The organism is Enterobacter sp. 241F3 (assembly GCF_034106785.1).
GTDB classification, from domain to species: domain Bacteria; phylum Pseudomonadota; class Gammaproteobacteria; order Enterobacterales; family Enterobacteriaceae; genus Enterobacter; species Enterobacter vonholyi.
The window spans coordinates 812,229-826,853 of record NZ_JAWNDD010000001.1 but is presented as its reverse complement, the minus strand read 5'-3'; the positions used below and the strand labels follow the sequence as shown (position 1 = coordinate 826,853).

The following is a 14,625-nucleotide window of genomic DNA, read 5'->3' as shown; positions in this document are numbered from 1 at the left end:
ACCCTTTGGGGTCTTTACGGTGACGTCGTGTTATTGCACGACGGGTAAATCAGCTTCTTCAGCGGTTTTATTCACCCAGTTGAAGTAGCGGAATTTATATTTCTGGCCTTGTGTCTTTGTGAGCGTTTTTAATTTCCGTTCGGTGTCCGGATAAATCGTTGCGTCTTCTTTAACCCATTTACACGACGAATCTGCGTTACAAATACCGATCTCTCTCAGCGGCACGCGCAACGTGCCGTTGTTTTTTAACGTGCCCCTGCGAGGGTCTATCGTCAGTGAAACCACACTTTTTTCCGGTGCGAGATGGATCAGGGCGCCCCAGATCACATTGACGCCCAGTCTTGCCGTCGCCGCAGGGCTTTCTGCCTTGCCCGGAATAATGCTGTCAGGCTGCTTTACTCCTTCAAAATAGACGCGCCAGGTCGTCTCTTTTTCCGGGGGCGTAAGCGATACCAGACGAACCACTCGCATTGCGCCTGCCGCAAGGGCGAATTTTTCCGGTGTGACAACAACACCGCCTTCTTTCCACGAGGCCACATCAATCTCTTTTTCCTGGGCCGTGCCGGGATTAAGAATTTTCTTTTGCCTCACCCGAATGAACTGAATATCATCCGTTTTTGAGGCCACCTTAATTTGCGCCGCACCGGACTTATCCACGTTAAGTTCCATGGGATACACGCTCATATTGGCCAGTGCCATTTCTGAGAAAAATGGCAGTGACAGCGCAGCGATATAAAAGGCAGTTGTCTTATTCACATTTTTTTTCTGTTTCACTTTCGGTCCGCCTGCGTTGAGTTCATTCCCGGAGCATTCACAACGGGACACCCTCTGCTAACGTATCGCTTCAGGGCAGGGAAACTTTAACCAGAACAGCGGTTTGTGAAAATTTGTATTAATTAACTCGTTACATACAGTTTTTTATCCTGCTTTTCTGGCTTTGAGGTTGTATAGTTAAGCGAAAATACCGCGACCAGGGATGGAGAGAAAATTCCTTCTGATGAAAAAATAAGCAGATCGGGAGGCGATTTTCATGTCGATGTACCAGGGATTAAAAAGCATGCGGTAACAGCCGAGAATAAAAGATGTTTTTTATATGCAATAATTCGTTGTTATTTGATCCTGAAGCACATGCAATAAGTCTTGTTGGACAACCGGAATCTGTATTAACGCTTTCGGCACCCGCCGTTCGCCTCTTACAGGAATTTATTAAACACAAAGGGCACGACCTGAGTCGGGAGGAATTGATTACCCGCGTGTGGGAGGAGTTTGGCTTTACGCCATCGGGAAATAATCTCAATAAAGCGGTGAGCGAATTACGGAAAAGCTTCCAGGCGCTGGGAGAGAGGTATGAATTTATCGTAACCGTGCCCCGTTATGGGTTTCGCTTTGAGGCCGATGTGATTTTTCAGCCTGGAGAGAATATTCAAACCGCCGAGCCGCAGCCTCCGTCTGCACCGCAACAGGAAAACCGGCGACCCGCTTCCCTGAAAAGGTGGGGGATCCCTGCCGTATTGATTGTCGCTGTATTGGGAGCGAGCTTCTGCTTTAGCCGACAGCAGGGGATATTCGTCCCGGCGAAACTCATGCCGGTTAAGGAGAAAATCGCGCGTTGCAGCATCTGGATTATCAACGATCACGGAAGACCGCTGGTGTTATCGAAATTAGCGGAGCGGCTGGCGGCCAATAACGTGGCATGCGAACGTGAGGAATACGACATTTATTATTTCAGCGCCCGTTTTTCTATTGCCACTGCAGATGAGGTGTTCATTGGCGCTTGCCCGGTCAGTAAATCCAGCCTGTGCAAAACCATCCGTTATAAAAGTGGGGCACAAAAATGAAAATAAAACTTCTTTTTGGGCTGGGTGGCGCATTGGTCGGCAGTGCCCTGGCGCTATTTTACTATTCCGGCTGTGTGTTTAAAAAGGATGTGCTGGCCTGCAGCACTGAATTTAACTTCACGCGCAATGAGGGAAAAGCCAGCGAAGTAAAGGTCAATACCGTTGCTCAGTTCTATTTTCACCGGGATGGTACAGGGGTAACTACCTATAAAGGCGCGGCAAGGGCTGACGGGCAAAATATGATCGTTGACAGGGACGTGGACTTTACTTGGCAGCAGCGGGACGACGATAAGGTCATTGTATTGAGCTACACCGAAACCTGGCGTCGGCACAATGACAATACGCCTGATGCACAGTGGGGGAGCTTTGCCAGTCCTACCGCACGTTATTACCTCACGATCTCTGAACTCTCGCCATCCGTGTGGCTGATTCAGGACCGGCGTTACCCCACCTATATTTGCCGGGGTGAGTAGGGCATAAAAAAAGGAGAATGCCAGAGGCATTCTCCTTTTTAATATCCGTTGTGCTTAATCGCGGCTGGCGAAGCCCAGGATGCTCAACAGGCTGACGAAGATGTTGTACAGCGACACGTAAAGGCTGACGGTGGCGCGGATATAGTTCGTCTCACCGCCGCGAATGATGTTGCTGGTTTCAAACAGGATCGCGCCGGAAGAAATCAGAATAAACACGGCGCTGATCGCCAGGTGCAGGGCAGGCAGCTGCAGGAAGATGTTAGCCACCATGCCCACCAGCACCACAACAACACCCGCCATCAGCATACCGCCGAGGAAGGACATGTCCTTACGGGTGGTCAGCACGTAGGCCGAGCAGCAGAAGAATACCAGCGCGGTACCGCCCAGCGCCATGCCGATAAGGTCGCCCATACCGGCAGACAGATACGCGTTCAGCATCGGTCCCAGGATGTAGCCCAGGAAGCCGGTGAAGGCAAAGGCCGACAGAATACCGACCGGTTTGTCAGCGGTTTTGTAGGTCAGGAACATCAGACCGTACATACCCACCAGCGTCAGAATGAGCCCCGGAGACGGCAGCATCAGCACGGTGCTGGCTGTGGCGGTGATCGCTGAGAATGCCAGCGTCAGGCTGAGCATGAAATAGGTATTGCGCAGCACCTTGTGGGTGCTGAGTAGCGATGTGCGGTCGCGTGAGGAAGTAATTATACGATCCATGAGTCACTCTCTTATGACAGATGTAATTAACGGAAAGAATAGGAAACGGGGCGCCAGTCTCAAAGTGGTTTTACCCATCTTTACTCAGCAGGTTAGCGCTGGAGCTGGTTGTTTCTTCTGCATAAATACATTTCACCAGTATGAACAGCGGTTTGACGCGATTAATCAGATCAACCTCTTATAGGTTACTGAAAATTATTGCGTTATTACCATAAGGCCGCTAAGAGTTATTTCCGGATCGTCACAAAAACAGACAATAAGGCGAAGGAAATGAAACCACAAACACGCACGCGCTTTACGCTCTCTTTACTTACCGCAGGGATCCTGTGCGCCAGCACGGCTACCTGGGCGGCTAACGTGCCGGCAGGAACGCAGCTGGCCGATAAGCAGGAACTGGTCAGGAACAACGGTAATGAGCCCGCTTCGCTCGACCCGCATAAAGTCGAAAGCGACGTCGAATTCAATATTATCAGTGATTTATTCGACGGGCTGGTCAGCGTTTCCCCGTCGGGTGAAGTTCAGCCACGGCTGGCGGAAAAATGGGAGAACAAGGACAACACCGTCTGGACGTTCCATCTGCGCCCGGGCATCACCTGGAGCGACGGCACTGCCATCACCGCGGAAGATGTGGTCTGGAGCTGGCAGCGTCTGGTTGATCCTAAAACCGCTTCACCGTATGCCAGCTATCCAGGCAACATGCACATCGTAAATGGTGCGGATATCGCCCAGGGGAAAAAAACGCCCGATACGCTGGGCGTGAAAGCCATTAACGACACCACCCTGGAAGTGACATTGACGCAGCCTAACGCGGCGTTCCTCGCGATGCTGGCGCACCCGTCGCTGGTGCCGGTGGATAAAGTGCTGATTAGCCGCTTTGGCGACAAGTGGACCAAGCCTGAACATATCGTCACCAGCGGGGCGTATAAGCTTTCGCAGTGGGTGGTCAACGAACGCATCGTGGCGGAGCGTAACCCGCGCTACTGGGATAATGACCATACCGTGATTAACAAGGTGACCTATCTGCCTATCACCTCCGAAGCCGCGGATGTGAACCGCTATAAAGCGGGTGAAATTGATATCGTGTACACGGTGCCGATCAACCAGTTTGCCCAGCTTAAGAAGACTCTGGGCAGCCAGCTGGATGTCTCTCCGCAGCTGGCGACCTATTACTACGAATTCAATACCACCCGACCGCCGTTCAACGACGCCCGGGTGCGCAAGGCGCTGAACATGGCGCTCGATAAAGACATCATTGCCGGGAAAGTGTTAGGGCAGGGGCAGCGCCCGGCGTGGCTCATCAGCCAGCCGGATATCGGCGGCGTTAAGCTTCAGAATCCGGACTACGCCAGCTGGCCGCAGGACAAGCGCATCGCTGAGGCGAAAAAACTGCTCAACGAGGCCGGGTACAACGAAAGCCACCCTCTGAGCTTCAACCTGCTCTATAACACCTCTGAATCGCACCAGCGTATCGCGATTGCGGCCAGTTCCATGTGGAAAAAGAACCTCGGCGTGGAGGCGAAGCTGCAAAATCAGGAGTGGAAAACCATGCTGGATACCATGCACACCCACAACTTTGACGCGGTGCGGTACGCGTGGATTGCCGATTACGACGATGCGGCGACCTTCCTGAACACCTTCCGCACCGGCGACAGCGAAAACACCAGCCAGTACAGCAATCCGGAATACGACCAGGCGCTGGTGAATGCCGCAAAAGCCAAAACAACGGAAGAGCGGGGTAAGTTCTACCAGCAGGCGGAAGATCTGCTGGGTCGTGATGTGCCGGCCATTCCGGTTTATCACTACGTTCGCACGCACCTGGTGAAACCGTGGGTGGGTGGGTTTACGCCGGATAAGCTGGGGTACTATTACACCAAAGACATGTACATCAAAAAACACTAAGCCTGAGCGCGGGAGACTGTGCTGATAAAATCGTCGATGTGTCGTCAGTTCAACCGATTAAACACGTTTTGACTATTTTTACAGCGAACGAGTGCAGCCACTCTTTACAGCACGCGGTGAGGTGTTTATAGTTCGCCTCACTTAGGAAGTGTGGCCGAGCGGTTGAAGGCACCGGTCTTGAAAACCGGCGACCCGAAAGGGTTCCAGAGTTCGAATCTCTGCGCTTCCGCCAGATATAAACCCCAGGTTACTCGTGAACCTGGGGTTTTTGTTTTGGATTGACCGATCCGCCTCACACTTTCAAGACCCCGTTATTTCCCCGCAAAAATCAGGCGCTATTATTCACCCCGTAAATACCTTTTCATCTCTCATCGAGGCTTTGATGCTGGAGAATGTTTTCATCAGATAATCAGTTTCCCGACCTTTTCAGGACGGACTGGTTATCGCTGCGCTTAAACCTTACGCACGCACCTGCGGGTGTGGGCTCGTTTTTACGCATGATGATTACACAGGTTTTCCAGTATGAATTTATCCCGTCAGGAACAACGTACCTTACACGTTCTCGCCAAAGGTGGGCGTATTGTGCACGTCCGCGACAGTTCCGGCCGCGTCACGTCCGTTGAGTGCTACACCCGTGAAGGGCTGGTGCTGAGCGACTGCACGCTGAACGTCTTCAAAAAACTCCGCTCTAAAAAGCTGATCCGATCCGTGAACGGGCAGCCTTACCGCATCAACACCACCGGGCTGAACAACGTTCGCGCCCAGCTGGATAATCGCTAAGCGGAATAGACAACGCCACCCTCGGGTGGCGTTCATGCATTGAACTGAATATTGTGGCGGAATGTAGGCCGGGTAAGCGCAGCACCACCCGGCAAGAAACGCAGCGTTATGAGCGAATGAAAGCCAGAATGTCCGCGTTGATAGTATCCGCATGGGTGGTATGCATCCCGTGCGGGAAGCCCGGATAAATTTTCAGTACGCTGTTCGCCAGCAGCTTGTCCTGCAGCAGGGCGGCATTCTTATACGGCACGACCTGATCGTCGTCGCCCTGCATCACCAGAACGGGAACCGTGATGGTTTTTAAATCTTCCGTCTGATCGGTTTCAGAAAATGCCTTAATCCCCTCATAGTGGGCCTTGGCGCTGCCGATCATGCCCTGACGCCACCAGTTCTGAATCGTACCGTGTGAAATCTTGGCTCCCTCACGGTTAAAACCATAGAAAGGACCGCTGGCGACGTCGAGGTAAAACTGGGCGCGGTTAGCCGCCAGCGCTTTGCGGAAGCCATCGAAAACCTCGATCGGCGTTCCGCCGGGGTTAGTCTCCGTTTTTACCATGAGAGGCGGAACAGAGCTGACGAGCACCGCTTTGGCAACGCGTCCCTGCGGTTGGCCGTACCGGGCAACATAGCGGGCGACCTGGCCGCCGCCGGTGGAGTGACCGACGTGCACGGCATTACGCAGATCCAGGCTTTCAACCACGGCTGACGCATCGGCCGCATAATGATCCATATCGTGTCCTTCACTCACCTGGTCCGAACGCCCGTGACCGCGGCGATCGATAGCGATAACGCGATAGCCTTCAGCAAGGAAGAAGAGCATCTGGTTATCCCAGTCATCGGCACTCAACGGCCAACCGTGGTGGAAGACAATGGGCTGGGCCTCTTTGGGGCCCCAGTCTTTGTAGTAAATGTTGACGCCGTCTTTCGTGGTTACGAATGCCATACTGCAGACTCCTCTGTTAAAGGCAAAACGATCGCAACCCGGGTGGAGAGCGAATCATTAATGCCTTAATTAAGTTGGCTTTTTTCTATTTCCCGTACCGACAGTACCCCTAAAGTGTAGGTGAAATAGTAAAAGCAGTGGGTTTCATTCCTGTGAAAGGCAGCGTTTTGCTTTCAGGCGGGAGGGGGGAACGAAAAAAGGCTCTGGGGAGATCCTCCAGAGCCTTCAGGGCAGGATTAACTGCAGGGGCGTTTAGCGGTTTTCTTCAATATAGCGGGCCAGGTCAGCCGGGGTTTTCAGCACCGTCGCTACGTCAGTTGGCGGGATCATACAGCCGTAAACGTCCTGCACTTCCAGCACCATATCGACCGCCAGGATGGAGTCGAGAATGTCGGATTCAATCAGTTCATCGTGAAAGCCCACCTTACGGGATAACACTTTTTCGAACAGGGCGAGAATTTCTTGTTCCATAATTTTTCCTGGAGTCATTAATTTGTGCGGGCGTGAGCGTCCAGCAGCTTGCGGTCAATTTTGCCGTTGGGATTCAGCGGCAAAGCGTCTTTTACGATAATTTGTGAAGGCACCATATAGTGCGGAACCACCTTAGAAAGCGACGTTTTGATGGTATCCGGCGCCATATCGGTCACGCAGAACGCGGCAATGCGCAGCACGCTGCCGCAGGATTTCATCAACGGCAGAACCACCGCTTCGTTGATGCCGGACATGGCCAGCAGGCGGTTTTCAATCTCGTTAATTTCAATACGGTAGCCATTCAGTTTGACCTGGCTATCGTTGCGGCCCTGGCAGTAGATAAGTCCCGCTTCATAGCCCAGATCGCCGGTCCGGTAGCCGCGAAATGCTTCATTTTCCCGACGGAGTAATTTTTCTGCATTCTCCTGCGGTAGGCCCAGGTAGCCGCGCATGACGTTTTTACCCCAGATAATCAGCTCGCCTTCAGCGGAAATTTCCATTCTGCTCTCTGGCATCATGACCCCCACCGGCAGCACGGCGCTGTCGCTGTTCAGGATCTCATCCGTGATTTCAACCACGGTGGTCGCGATGGTCGCTTCCGTTGGACCATAGGAGTTAATGATTTTTGCCTGCGGGAAGCGGCGGCGAAGCTGTTTAACCAGCGCTTTATTCAACACTTCACCAATGAAGATAAAGACGTTGAGTTCAGGTAAATACTCGCTGTTAAACTGCGGGGAAAGCAGCTGCTGGTAAGCAAAAGAGGGGGTGGAAATCCAGGCGGAGACGGCATTGCTTTTCAGTCGTTCCAGCCAGTTCTCTTTTTGAATGTCTTCTTTGGCGTTCAGCACGATGTGTCCACCCATCGCCAGATTCGCCAGCAAAGGGATCAGGGAGAGGTCAAAACTGAACACCGCGTGGTTCATCAGCACTGGTTTTTCCGGCAGCGAAAAGTCCTGGCTGACCCATTTCATGAAGTGCCATACGCTTTCACGTCCAATCTGCACCCCTTTAGGCTTGCCGGTGCTGCCTGAGGTAAACATGATATAGGCCAAATCCTGCTCCTCCAGCACCTTGCCCGGTTCACCGGTGGCGATAAACTGCCGGGTCGCGACGTCGTAATAGTAAGGGGCGCTGGCCAGATGGCAGATCTCCCGCAGGCGCTCCTGCGGGTAAATGCAGTCCACCGGAATATACGGAATGTTGTGCAGCAGGCAGCTATAAATCGCCACGGCGAACTCGGCCTGCTGGTGTCCGTACAAGACGACCGGCGTACCGGCAACAGGCTGGCAACGCTGATAGCGCTGCGCCCAGTCCGTCACGGCCGCGGAAAGCTGCAGCCAGCTTAAGGCTTCGTCGCTGCCGCTGATGGCCGGCTGCTGCGGGGAGGCGGGATCGCATAATGCCGCACGCAAGAAATCGTGCATTTCCTGAAGATCGGAGTGATTTTTCATAGAGGTGACATTCCACTAAAGATGTAAAGGGAGCCCGCGGCGCTTCCCAGCGTCAGAATGCGTCCCAAAAACGCAACGGCCGGATACTGCAACCCGCGGTGTAACGTCGGGCTGCGTTTGGCTGACCACAGCAGCATGTTATGGGCGACAGAAATGCCGCCAAACAGCGCGCCGCTGATGACGTAATGGCGTTCCAGGCCATTCCATGCACCCATGCAGAACAGGGTGCAAAAAATACCGATATTTTGCGCCAGCGTTTTGTTCTGACGGAAAAAGTTGAACTTCATCAGGTTCATATAAACGGGCATAAAGACCACATCGCGCAGCCATTCAGACAGGCTGATGTGGAAGCGGCGCCAGAAATCCTGCGGGTTCTTTGCCAGAAGCGGCATATTGAAGTTTGCCGGAATGTTGAGTCCAAACAGGCGGCCTGCGCCGATGGCCATATTGCTGTAGCCCGCAAAATCAAAGTACAGATAGGCGCTATAGGCAATCGACATCACCACGCCCACGGTCAGCGTAAACGGCTTATGGCTCCAGGGCTGCACGACGAGTGAGTCAACCAGCATCGCAAACAGGAACTTCTGGACAATGCCGGTAATGATTTGCTCCAGCGCCACTAAAAACTGTTCGCGAGTAAGGGCAAAGACGGGCTTGCTGACGTCGCTCATCCATGTCCGCCAGCGGTACATTGGGCCCGCCAGAATAATAAAGGGCATAAACAGATAGCAGAAATAGTGCAGGAAATTCTGCCCTTCTTTTTTACTGCGATAGAGCAGCACGTCCACCGCGCGGAACGTCATAAAAGAGAGGCCGATCATGCCGAGATGGTGATTAACGTGCAGTTTCACCAAAAATAAAGGAAGCAGCGTTAACACAATCGCCTGCCAGGTTTTTAACCATCCTTTTTCTTTCAACGCGGCGACAAGGTAAAAACTAAAAAAAACGACCGCGGGAACACGGTAATCACCCTGAAAAATATAGCCCCAGCCTAATGCGGCCAGGACGGATAAGGCCGATAAATACGTCAGGCGATGGCGTAATACGCGATTGACCAGCGCAAACGCCAGGGCGGATGAAAACAAATAGACAAAAAACATTCCTGAGCTATACATCATTCGGCCTCAGAACTTTTGATATTCAAAATGCAGCTGCATACTCATGCTGTCATCGACAGAGGTCCACGCGACGACGGTAATCGCCAGCAGGAGATAAAGGAAAAAAAGACGGATCGCAATTTTCATCATTTAAAACTCTGTGCAATAAAGCGAATCATTGGAACCCAGGCCAGTTCGGAAGGGTGCAAACGATCCCAGTTCCAGCCATTCTGATAAGGCATGGCGTACATATCTAAATAGGGGATCTGGTTTTTTTCCAGAATGGTTTTAATTTGCTTATCAACCGGGCGGAAGGTATCGGTGTTGTAAAGCGCCCAGGGGTTAACCGGGTCGACGATAGCAATCACCTGCACGTGATGTTCTTTCAGCAGCTGGACGGTTTTACTGAAAGCGGCGATTTGCGCAGGCACGACCGGCGTGTCGTCCCACTGTTGCCGCGTACCGTCCTCTTCGTAAATCGTTTTGTCCATCCACAGGGTGGCCGCGCTCTGCTGGCGTTTTTTATTTAACTCGCGGGCATTCGCCAGCTCTTTATCCCAGTCAGGGATAATGTGGGTGGCTGGCTGCGGCGGCCAGGTCTGAACCGTCTGGGGCCTAATGTTGAGCAGCGACAGCCAATCGTTTTTTATCATGGTACAGACATTCGCAAACTGGAAGCTCAGCTCGTCCCAGATCAGATCGGGATGCCAGCCAAAGACGCGCATTTGGCCAAAGGTTAAATGGCTTATTTCTTTACTATCAATATGCTTTAAATAATTAACCAGCAGCGGGCGCGCCTGCGGATCCTTCATCAGTGGATTAAAAATAGAGCCGGGGAAATTATCGGCATAAATAGCCGGTGGCAGCCCTTTTGAGTAAAAGCTGTCAGGCGCCAGCAGCAAAACAACTTTACTGTTTGCGTTAAGGCTATTTTTAAAGCGTGAGAATAGTAAAAATTGCGTTTCATCATCGACAAACGCATCGCCATACGCCACGACGGGTTTGTGTAATTGCTTATTAAAGTAATTATATACAGCGTAATGTTCATCTTCTGAGGTGGCAACCTCAGACGCGCCAATGAAGAAAATAGCATTCCCTTCTAAGGCATGAGAAATAGTGGCAATTTTTTCCGCCTGTTCTTTAGGCGTGCCCGCCATTGATTTAATCAGCGGCTGGAAGGTGAGCGGCGGATCGAAACTCGTCACCAGCGGGTGAACACAGAGAAACAAAATGGCCAGCGTCGCCATCAGGATATGTAAGCAAAGCGAATTTTTGATTTTCATCATCAACCAGTAACACTGCATGGCAGTAATTTCTAAATCTGTGGCTACTCAGATTTATAACAATTACACAACAAATGACCGTTTATTTTTGTGGCATTCTATACCAGAGCGTTTTAAAACGATGAGCGTTGCTATGTTACGGTATGTACAAGGTCGCGGAGAGTGATGTGAAGTCAGCGTTTGGGTGACTTTTTGCGCAGTCAAACGCCTGTGGGGAAAAATAGAAAAATTCCTGCTTTACAAGGCGCTAATAGATGTTTATAGTGCGCCTCACTTTGGAAGCGTGGCCGAGCGGTTGAAGGCACCGGTCTTGAAAACCGGCGACCCGAAAGGGTTCTAGAGTTCGAATCTCTACGCTTCCGCCAAATTCGAAAACCCTGCGATAGCAATATCGCAGGGTTTTTTTCGTTTTACAGCCCAATCACCAGCTCCCCGGAATGGCTTCGCGAACAGCACAGCGCCACCTGCTGGTTCGTCGCGCTTTTTTCCGCCTCCGACTGCACGCTATCCCGGTGATCCACCACGCCGTCAATCACCGGCGTCAGGCACGCACCGCAGATCCCCATTTCGCATGACAGCGGAACGTCCACCCCGTTTTCCTGTAATACCTGGGCGATGGTCTTATCCGCAGGCACCGGCCAGCGCTCACCCGTGGAGGCCAGTTTGACCGTGAAGATCTCCCCGGTTTCACCGCCTGCGGCGGGCGCAACGGGCTGAAACGCCTCGCTGTGAAGGTGGGCGTAATCCCACCCTTTTGCCGTCGCGACCTCACGCACTTTTTCCATAAACCCTGCCGGTCCGCATATCCAGGCGTGCAGCCCCGCCTCGGGCGCGGGGAGATGCTCTGCCAGCGTTGTGCGCGGGCTGGCGGTATGAGTGAGGCACTCATCGAACCGGGAGAGTTCACGCGTAAACGCCGCGCTTTCGCGGTTTCTGACGTAATAGTGCAGCGTAAACGGCGTTCCGGTCGCCTTCAGCTGCAGGGCCATCGCGTACAGCGGCGTAATGCCAATGCCCGCCGCCAGCAGCAAAACCCGCTCAGCCTGCTGAAGCGGAAACAGGTTGCGCGGGGCCGATATCATCAGCTTCTGCCCGGGACGCAGCGTCTCGTGAACGTAGCGCGACCCGCCGCGCGAGGCGGTTTCACGCCCCACGCAAATAAGATAGCTCTCGTCCCCACATGCCCCGGTCAGTGAATACTGGCGCACCACGCCGCAGGGCAGGTGGACATCAACGTGCGCGCCGGCCTGCCACGCCGGGAGCGCTTCGCCGTTTTCAGCCACCAGCCTGACGGCGAGGCTTTTGTCGCCCTCGCGCCACAGCCCGTCAACAATTACGCTCAGCATATCGGCCTCCGTCATACCAGGAAAAATTCGCCAAAGCCCATCTTCTTCAGCCCCCGACGGTAGGCAATTGAGCTTTTATCTGCGGGAATATGGGCTTCCAGCGTCAGATCCAGCGGCAGGCTTTCCGGGCGCTGGGTTTCGACCATCAGGCGATCCTCTTCAAAAATGCGCAGGTTAAAGGCATGCACATCCTCCACCGGAATATGCAGGTCAAAGTTGCGGGCGATAGGGGCGAACATGCGGGTCACGCGCGACGACACGGGCGACGCGGCGTTCATGATCACCAGCCGCGATTCACCCGGAAAATGAATCGTCAGGGTAGCGGTAAACGGCAGGTGCATTTCAAAATGGCGCAGCCACTGGAACCCTTCTGGTGCCTGCACGGGTGAACTGGCGGGATAGTTGCTCACGGAGCTCCAGTAATCCGCCACGAAGCCGAACGGCGTCTCCTGCGGCTGATAGGCAGGTACAAGCTGATTATTGGGGTCGGCAAAGGTATCGGTGTGGATCCACGCAAAGTGCGCCACGTCCAGAAAACCCTCCACCTGACGCCCGGCGAAGCCGTTCACCTCAAACGCCGGGCAGTTGATCTGCTGAAATCCGTCGTCATCCCAGTGCGGCATGGTGGGCAGCGGCGCGGGGTTTTCCGGATCAAAGGCCAGGCAGGTCCAGATCAGCCCGAACCGCTCCTCCACGGCGTAGTTAATCAGGTTCAGCTTCGCCGGAACGGGCTGGTCGGGGCTGGACGGAATACGGTTGCAGCGCCCGTCCTCCCCAAAGCGTAAACCATGATAGGGGCAGATAATCCCGTGCTCATCGTGAAAGCCGAGCGTCAGCGGCACGCCGCGGTGCGGGCAAACGTCACGGGCGACCACAACCTGCTCGTTTATCCGATAAATCACCAGCTGTTCATCCAGCAGCGTCGCTTTGACCGGCGCCGGACCGACGTCGCAGGCGCGCGCGACCGGATGCCAGCATTTCGCCAGACGCAGCCAGTCTTCTGGCTCAAACGTGCAGTGGGCGGGTGGAGTCGGTTCTCTTTTCATCGTTGTCCCTCTTGCGTTCAGCCTAACGGGCCGCCCTGAATGGTCTCGCACAGACCGTTGATGATGCGCTCTCCGGTCTCTTCGCTAAGCTCCTGATACCAGGCCTGCGTCAGCGCCATGTCTTTCCCGTGGGTGACGTCGCAGCGCTTACGCGCCTTCAGGACCAGGTCGCGCACCCGGTCGCAGCGCAGCGCCTCGTACTGCCGCAGCGCCAGCGTAATATTATGGTTTTCACGCAGGCACTCCCCCAGCACGACGGCGTCTTCCATCGCCGCACAGCCGCCCTGGCCGATATCCGGCGTGGTGCTGTGCGCGGCGTCGCCGAGCAGCGCGACGTTGCCGCGCACCAGGCTGTCGAACGGCTCAATGTCGTGGATTTCAATGCGGTTGGTGGTTTCAGGATCCAGCGCCGCGATAAGCTTCTGCACCGGCGGCGCCCAGCCGCGGAAGTAGCCCGTGAGATCGGCGCGCAGGGTGGTGCGATCTTCCGCCAGGCCTGCGGGCAGCGGCACGTCAAAAAAGAAGTAGAAGCGTCCGCCGGAGACGGGCATCAGCGACACGCGTTTGCCTTCGCCAACGAAGGTGGTCCACTGGTGCGCCGGGGCAATCTCTTCGTCAATCTTCACCAGCCCGTTCCAGTTTACGTACCCGGCGTATCGGCGCTCCGGGGTATACCCCAGCACATACGGGCGAACCGCCGAGTGGCTGCCGTCGGCGGCAATCAGAAAATCGCCGGTTGCCGTGGTGCCATCGGTGAAGGTGACGTTCACGCCCGCGTCGTCTTCATGGACGTGTTCCACGCGCTTGCCGAACTGCACCCCGTCGCGCCCCCAGAAGTCCAGCATTTCGCGCTGGAGTTCAGCGCGCGAGACGGGGCAGGGACGCCCGCCGGTACGCTCAACCAGCGGGGCAAGGCTAAAGCGGGTCAGAGTCTCGCCGCGCCGGTAATCCTTGTAGGCCATAAAACGCATCGGCCCGCCCCAGGTCTCGATGATGTCGCCCATGCCGAGGTGCTGCATGCATTTCACGCCGTTAGGCCAGATGGAGATGGCCGCCCCGACGGGCCTGATCTCCTTCACGGCTTCAAACACGGTACAGTCGATGCCCGCTTTCTTCAGCGCCACGGCAGCGCTCAGGCCACCAATGCCCGCGCCAATCACGATTGCTTTCATGCTTCTCTCCTTTTGCAGGGTGTAAAGACATTCAGCAATTTGCGTACCAGGCTGCAGCATGGCGAAAACGGCGTTGTGAGGGAGACGTTTGCACTGCTAAGGTGCGTAAACG

Annotated in this window: 15 protein-coding genes and 2 tRNA genes; 6 read left to right on the top strand and 11 right to left on the bottom strand. The window is 54.3% G+C overall.

What is annotated here, in order from left to right; all coding sequences use genetic code 11:
* Positions 1 to 30 precede the first annotated feature (30 nt).
* Positions 31 to 774: a fimbrial protein gene (locus tag UR504_RS03975; protein WP_111964530.1), complete on the bottom strand. Its 744-nt coding sequence runs from the start codon at positions 772 to 774 to the stop codon at positions 31 to 33.
* 308 nt (positions 775 to 1,082) lie between these two features.
* Here UR504_RS03975 and UR504_RS03970 point away from each other — a divergent pair, with 308 nt between their 5' ends.
* Positions 1,083 to 1,838 carry a winged helix-turn-helix domain-containing protein gene (locus UR504_RS03970; protein WP_302234693.1) on the top strand — a complete coding sequence of 252 codons (756 nt, stop codon included), beginning with the start codon at positions 1,083 to 1,085 and terminating at the stop codon, positions 1,836 to 1,838.
* On the top strand, positions 1,835 to 2,311 hold the full coding sequence (locus UR504_RS03965) for a hypothetical protein (protein WP_111964528.1): 477 nt from the start codon (positions 1,835 to 1,837) through the stop codon (positions 2,309 to 2,311). The genes UR504_RS03970 and UR504_RS03965 overlap by 4 nt, the downstream gene beginning before the upstream one ends.
* 54 nt (positions 2,312 to 2,365) lie before the next feature.
* Here UR504_RS03965 and yccA read toward each other — a convergent pair whose 3' ends face one another.
* Positions 2,366 to 3,025: an FtsH protease modulator YccA gene (yccA, locus tag UR504_RS03960; protein WP_023335168.1), complete on the bottom strand. Its 660-nt coding sequence runs from the start codon at positions 3,023 to 3,025 to the stop codon at positions 2,366 to 2,368.
* Between the two features lie 270 nt (positions 3,026 to 3,295).
* On the opposite strand from yccA, the gene UR504_RS03955 reads away from it, so the two are divergent.
* The 3 genes from UR504_RS03955 (at position 3,296) to UR504_RS03945 (ending at position 5,704) form a co-directional block, all read left to right on the top strand.
* On the top strand, positions 3,296 to 4,924 hold the full coding sequence (locus UR504_RS03955; RefSeq protein ID WP_302234694.1) for an ABC transporter substrate-binding protein: 1,629 nt from the start codon (positions 3,296 to 3,298) through the stop codon (positions 4,922 to 4,924).
* Positions 4,925 to 5,068: 144 nt separating this feature from the next.
* Positions 5,069 to 5,156 (top strand) — tRNA-Ser (locus UR504_RS03950).
* 290 nt (positions 5,157 to 5,446) lie between these two features.
* Positions 5,447 to 5,704 carry a YjhX family toxin gene (locus tag UR504_RS03945; protein ID WP_115874665.1) on the top strand — a complete coding sequence of 86 codons (258 nt, stop codon included), beginning with the start codon at positions 5,447 to 5,449 and terminating at the stop codon, positions 5,702 to 5,704.
* 106 nt (positions 5,705 to 5,810) lie between these two features.
* Here UR504_RS03945 and UR504_RS03940 read toward each other — a convergent pair whose 3' ends face one another.
* From UR504_RS03940 to UR504_RS03915, 6 genes are all read right to left on the bottom strand, one after another.
* Positions 5,811 to 6,647, bottom strand: coding sequence for an alpha/beta fold hydrolase (locus UR504_RS03940; RefSeq protein WP_302234695.1), 837 nt, complete (start codon positions 6,645 to 6,647; stop codon positions 5,811 to 5,813).
* A gap of 252 nt (positions 6,648 to 6,899) precedes the next feature.
* Complete coding sequence (locus UR504_RS03935; protein WP_008499867.1) at positions 6,900 to 7,118, bottom strand: acyl carrier protein; 219 nt, start codon at positions 7,116 to 7,118, stop codon at positions 6,900 to 6,902.
* Positions 7,119 to 7,135: 17 nt separating this feature from the next.
* Positions 7,136 to 8,569 (bottom strand): AMP-binding protein, encoded by a 1,434-nt coding sequence (locus UR504_RS03930; RefSeq protein ID WP_302234696.1) that lies wholly within the window; start codon positions 8,567 to 8,569, stop codon positions 7,136 to 7,138.
* Positions 8,566 to 9,684 (bottom strand): MBOAT family O-acyltransferase, encoded by a 1,119-nt coding sequence (locus tag UR504_RS03925; RefSeq protein WP_115874669.1) that lies wholly within the window; start codon positions 9,682 to 9,684, stop codon positions 8,566 to 8,568. Before UR504_RS03925 ends, UR504_RS03930 begins: the two co-directional genes overlap by 4 nt.
* Positions 9,685 to 9,693: 9 nt before the next feature.
* A complete protein-coding gene (locus UR504_RS03920) occupies positions 9,694 to 9,816 on the bottom strand; it encodes a hypothetical protein (RefSeq protein WP_256371422.1) in 123 nt (40 codons plus the stop codon).
* Positions 9,813 to 10,949, bottom strand: coding sequence for a D-alanyl-lipoteichoic acid biosynthesis protein DltD (locus UR504_RS03915; protein ID WP_115874670.1), 1,137 nt, complete (start codon positions 10,947 to 10,949; stop codon positions 9,813 to 9,815). Before UR504_RS03915 ends, UR504_RS03920 begins: the two co-directional genes overlap by 4 nt.
* A gap of 277 nt (positions 10,950 to 11,226) precedes the next feature.
* Here UR504_RS03915 and UR504_RS03910 point away from each other — a divergent pair.
* A tRNA-Ser gene (locus tag UR504_RS03910) sits at positions 11,227 to 11,314 on the top strand.
* 45 nt (positions 11,315 to 11,359) lie between these two features.
* Here UR504_RS03910 and UR504_RS03905 read toward each other — a convergent pair.
* The 3 genes from UR504_RS03905 to hpxO are packed head-to-tail and all read right to left on the bottom strand — an operon-like array spanning position 11,360 to position 14,513.
* Complete coding sequence (locus UR504_RS03905; protein ID WP_302234697.1) at positions 11,360 to 12,295, bottom strand: PDR/VanB family oxidoreductase; 936 nt, start codon at positions 12,293 to 12,295, stop codon at positions 11,360 to 11,362.
* 11 nt (positions 12,296 to 12,306) lie between these two features.
* Positions 12,307 to 13,341, bottom strand: a complete 1,035-nt coding sequence (gene hpxD, locus UR504_RS03900; RefSeq protein WP_115874671.1) for a molybdenum cofactor-independent xanthine hydroxylase subunit HpxD — start codon at positions 13,339 to 13,341, stop codon at positions 12,307 to 12,309.
* Between the two features lie 17 nt (positions 13,342 to 13,358).
* Positions 13,359 to 14,513 (bottom strand): FAD-dependent urate hydroxylase HpxO, encoded by a 1,155-nt coding sequence (hpxO, locus tag UR504_RS03895; protein WP_127730317.1) that lies wholly within the window; start codon positions 14,511 to 14,513, stop codon positions 13,359 to 13,361.
* Between the last annotated feature and the right edge of the window lie 112 nt (positions 14,514 to 14,625).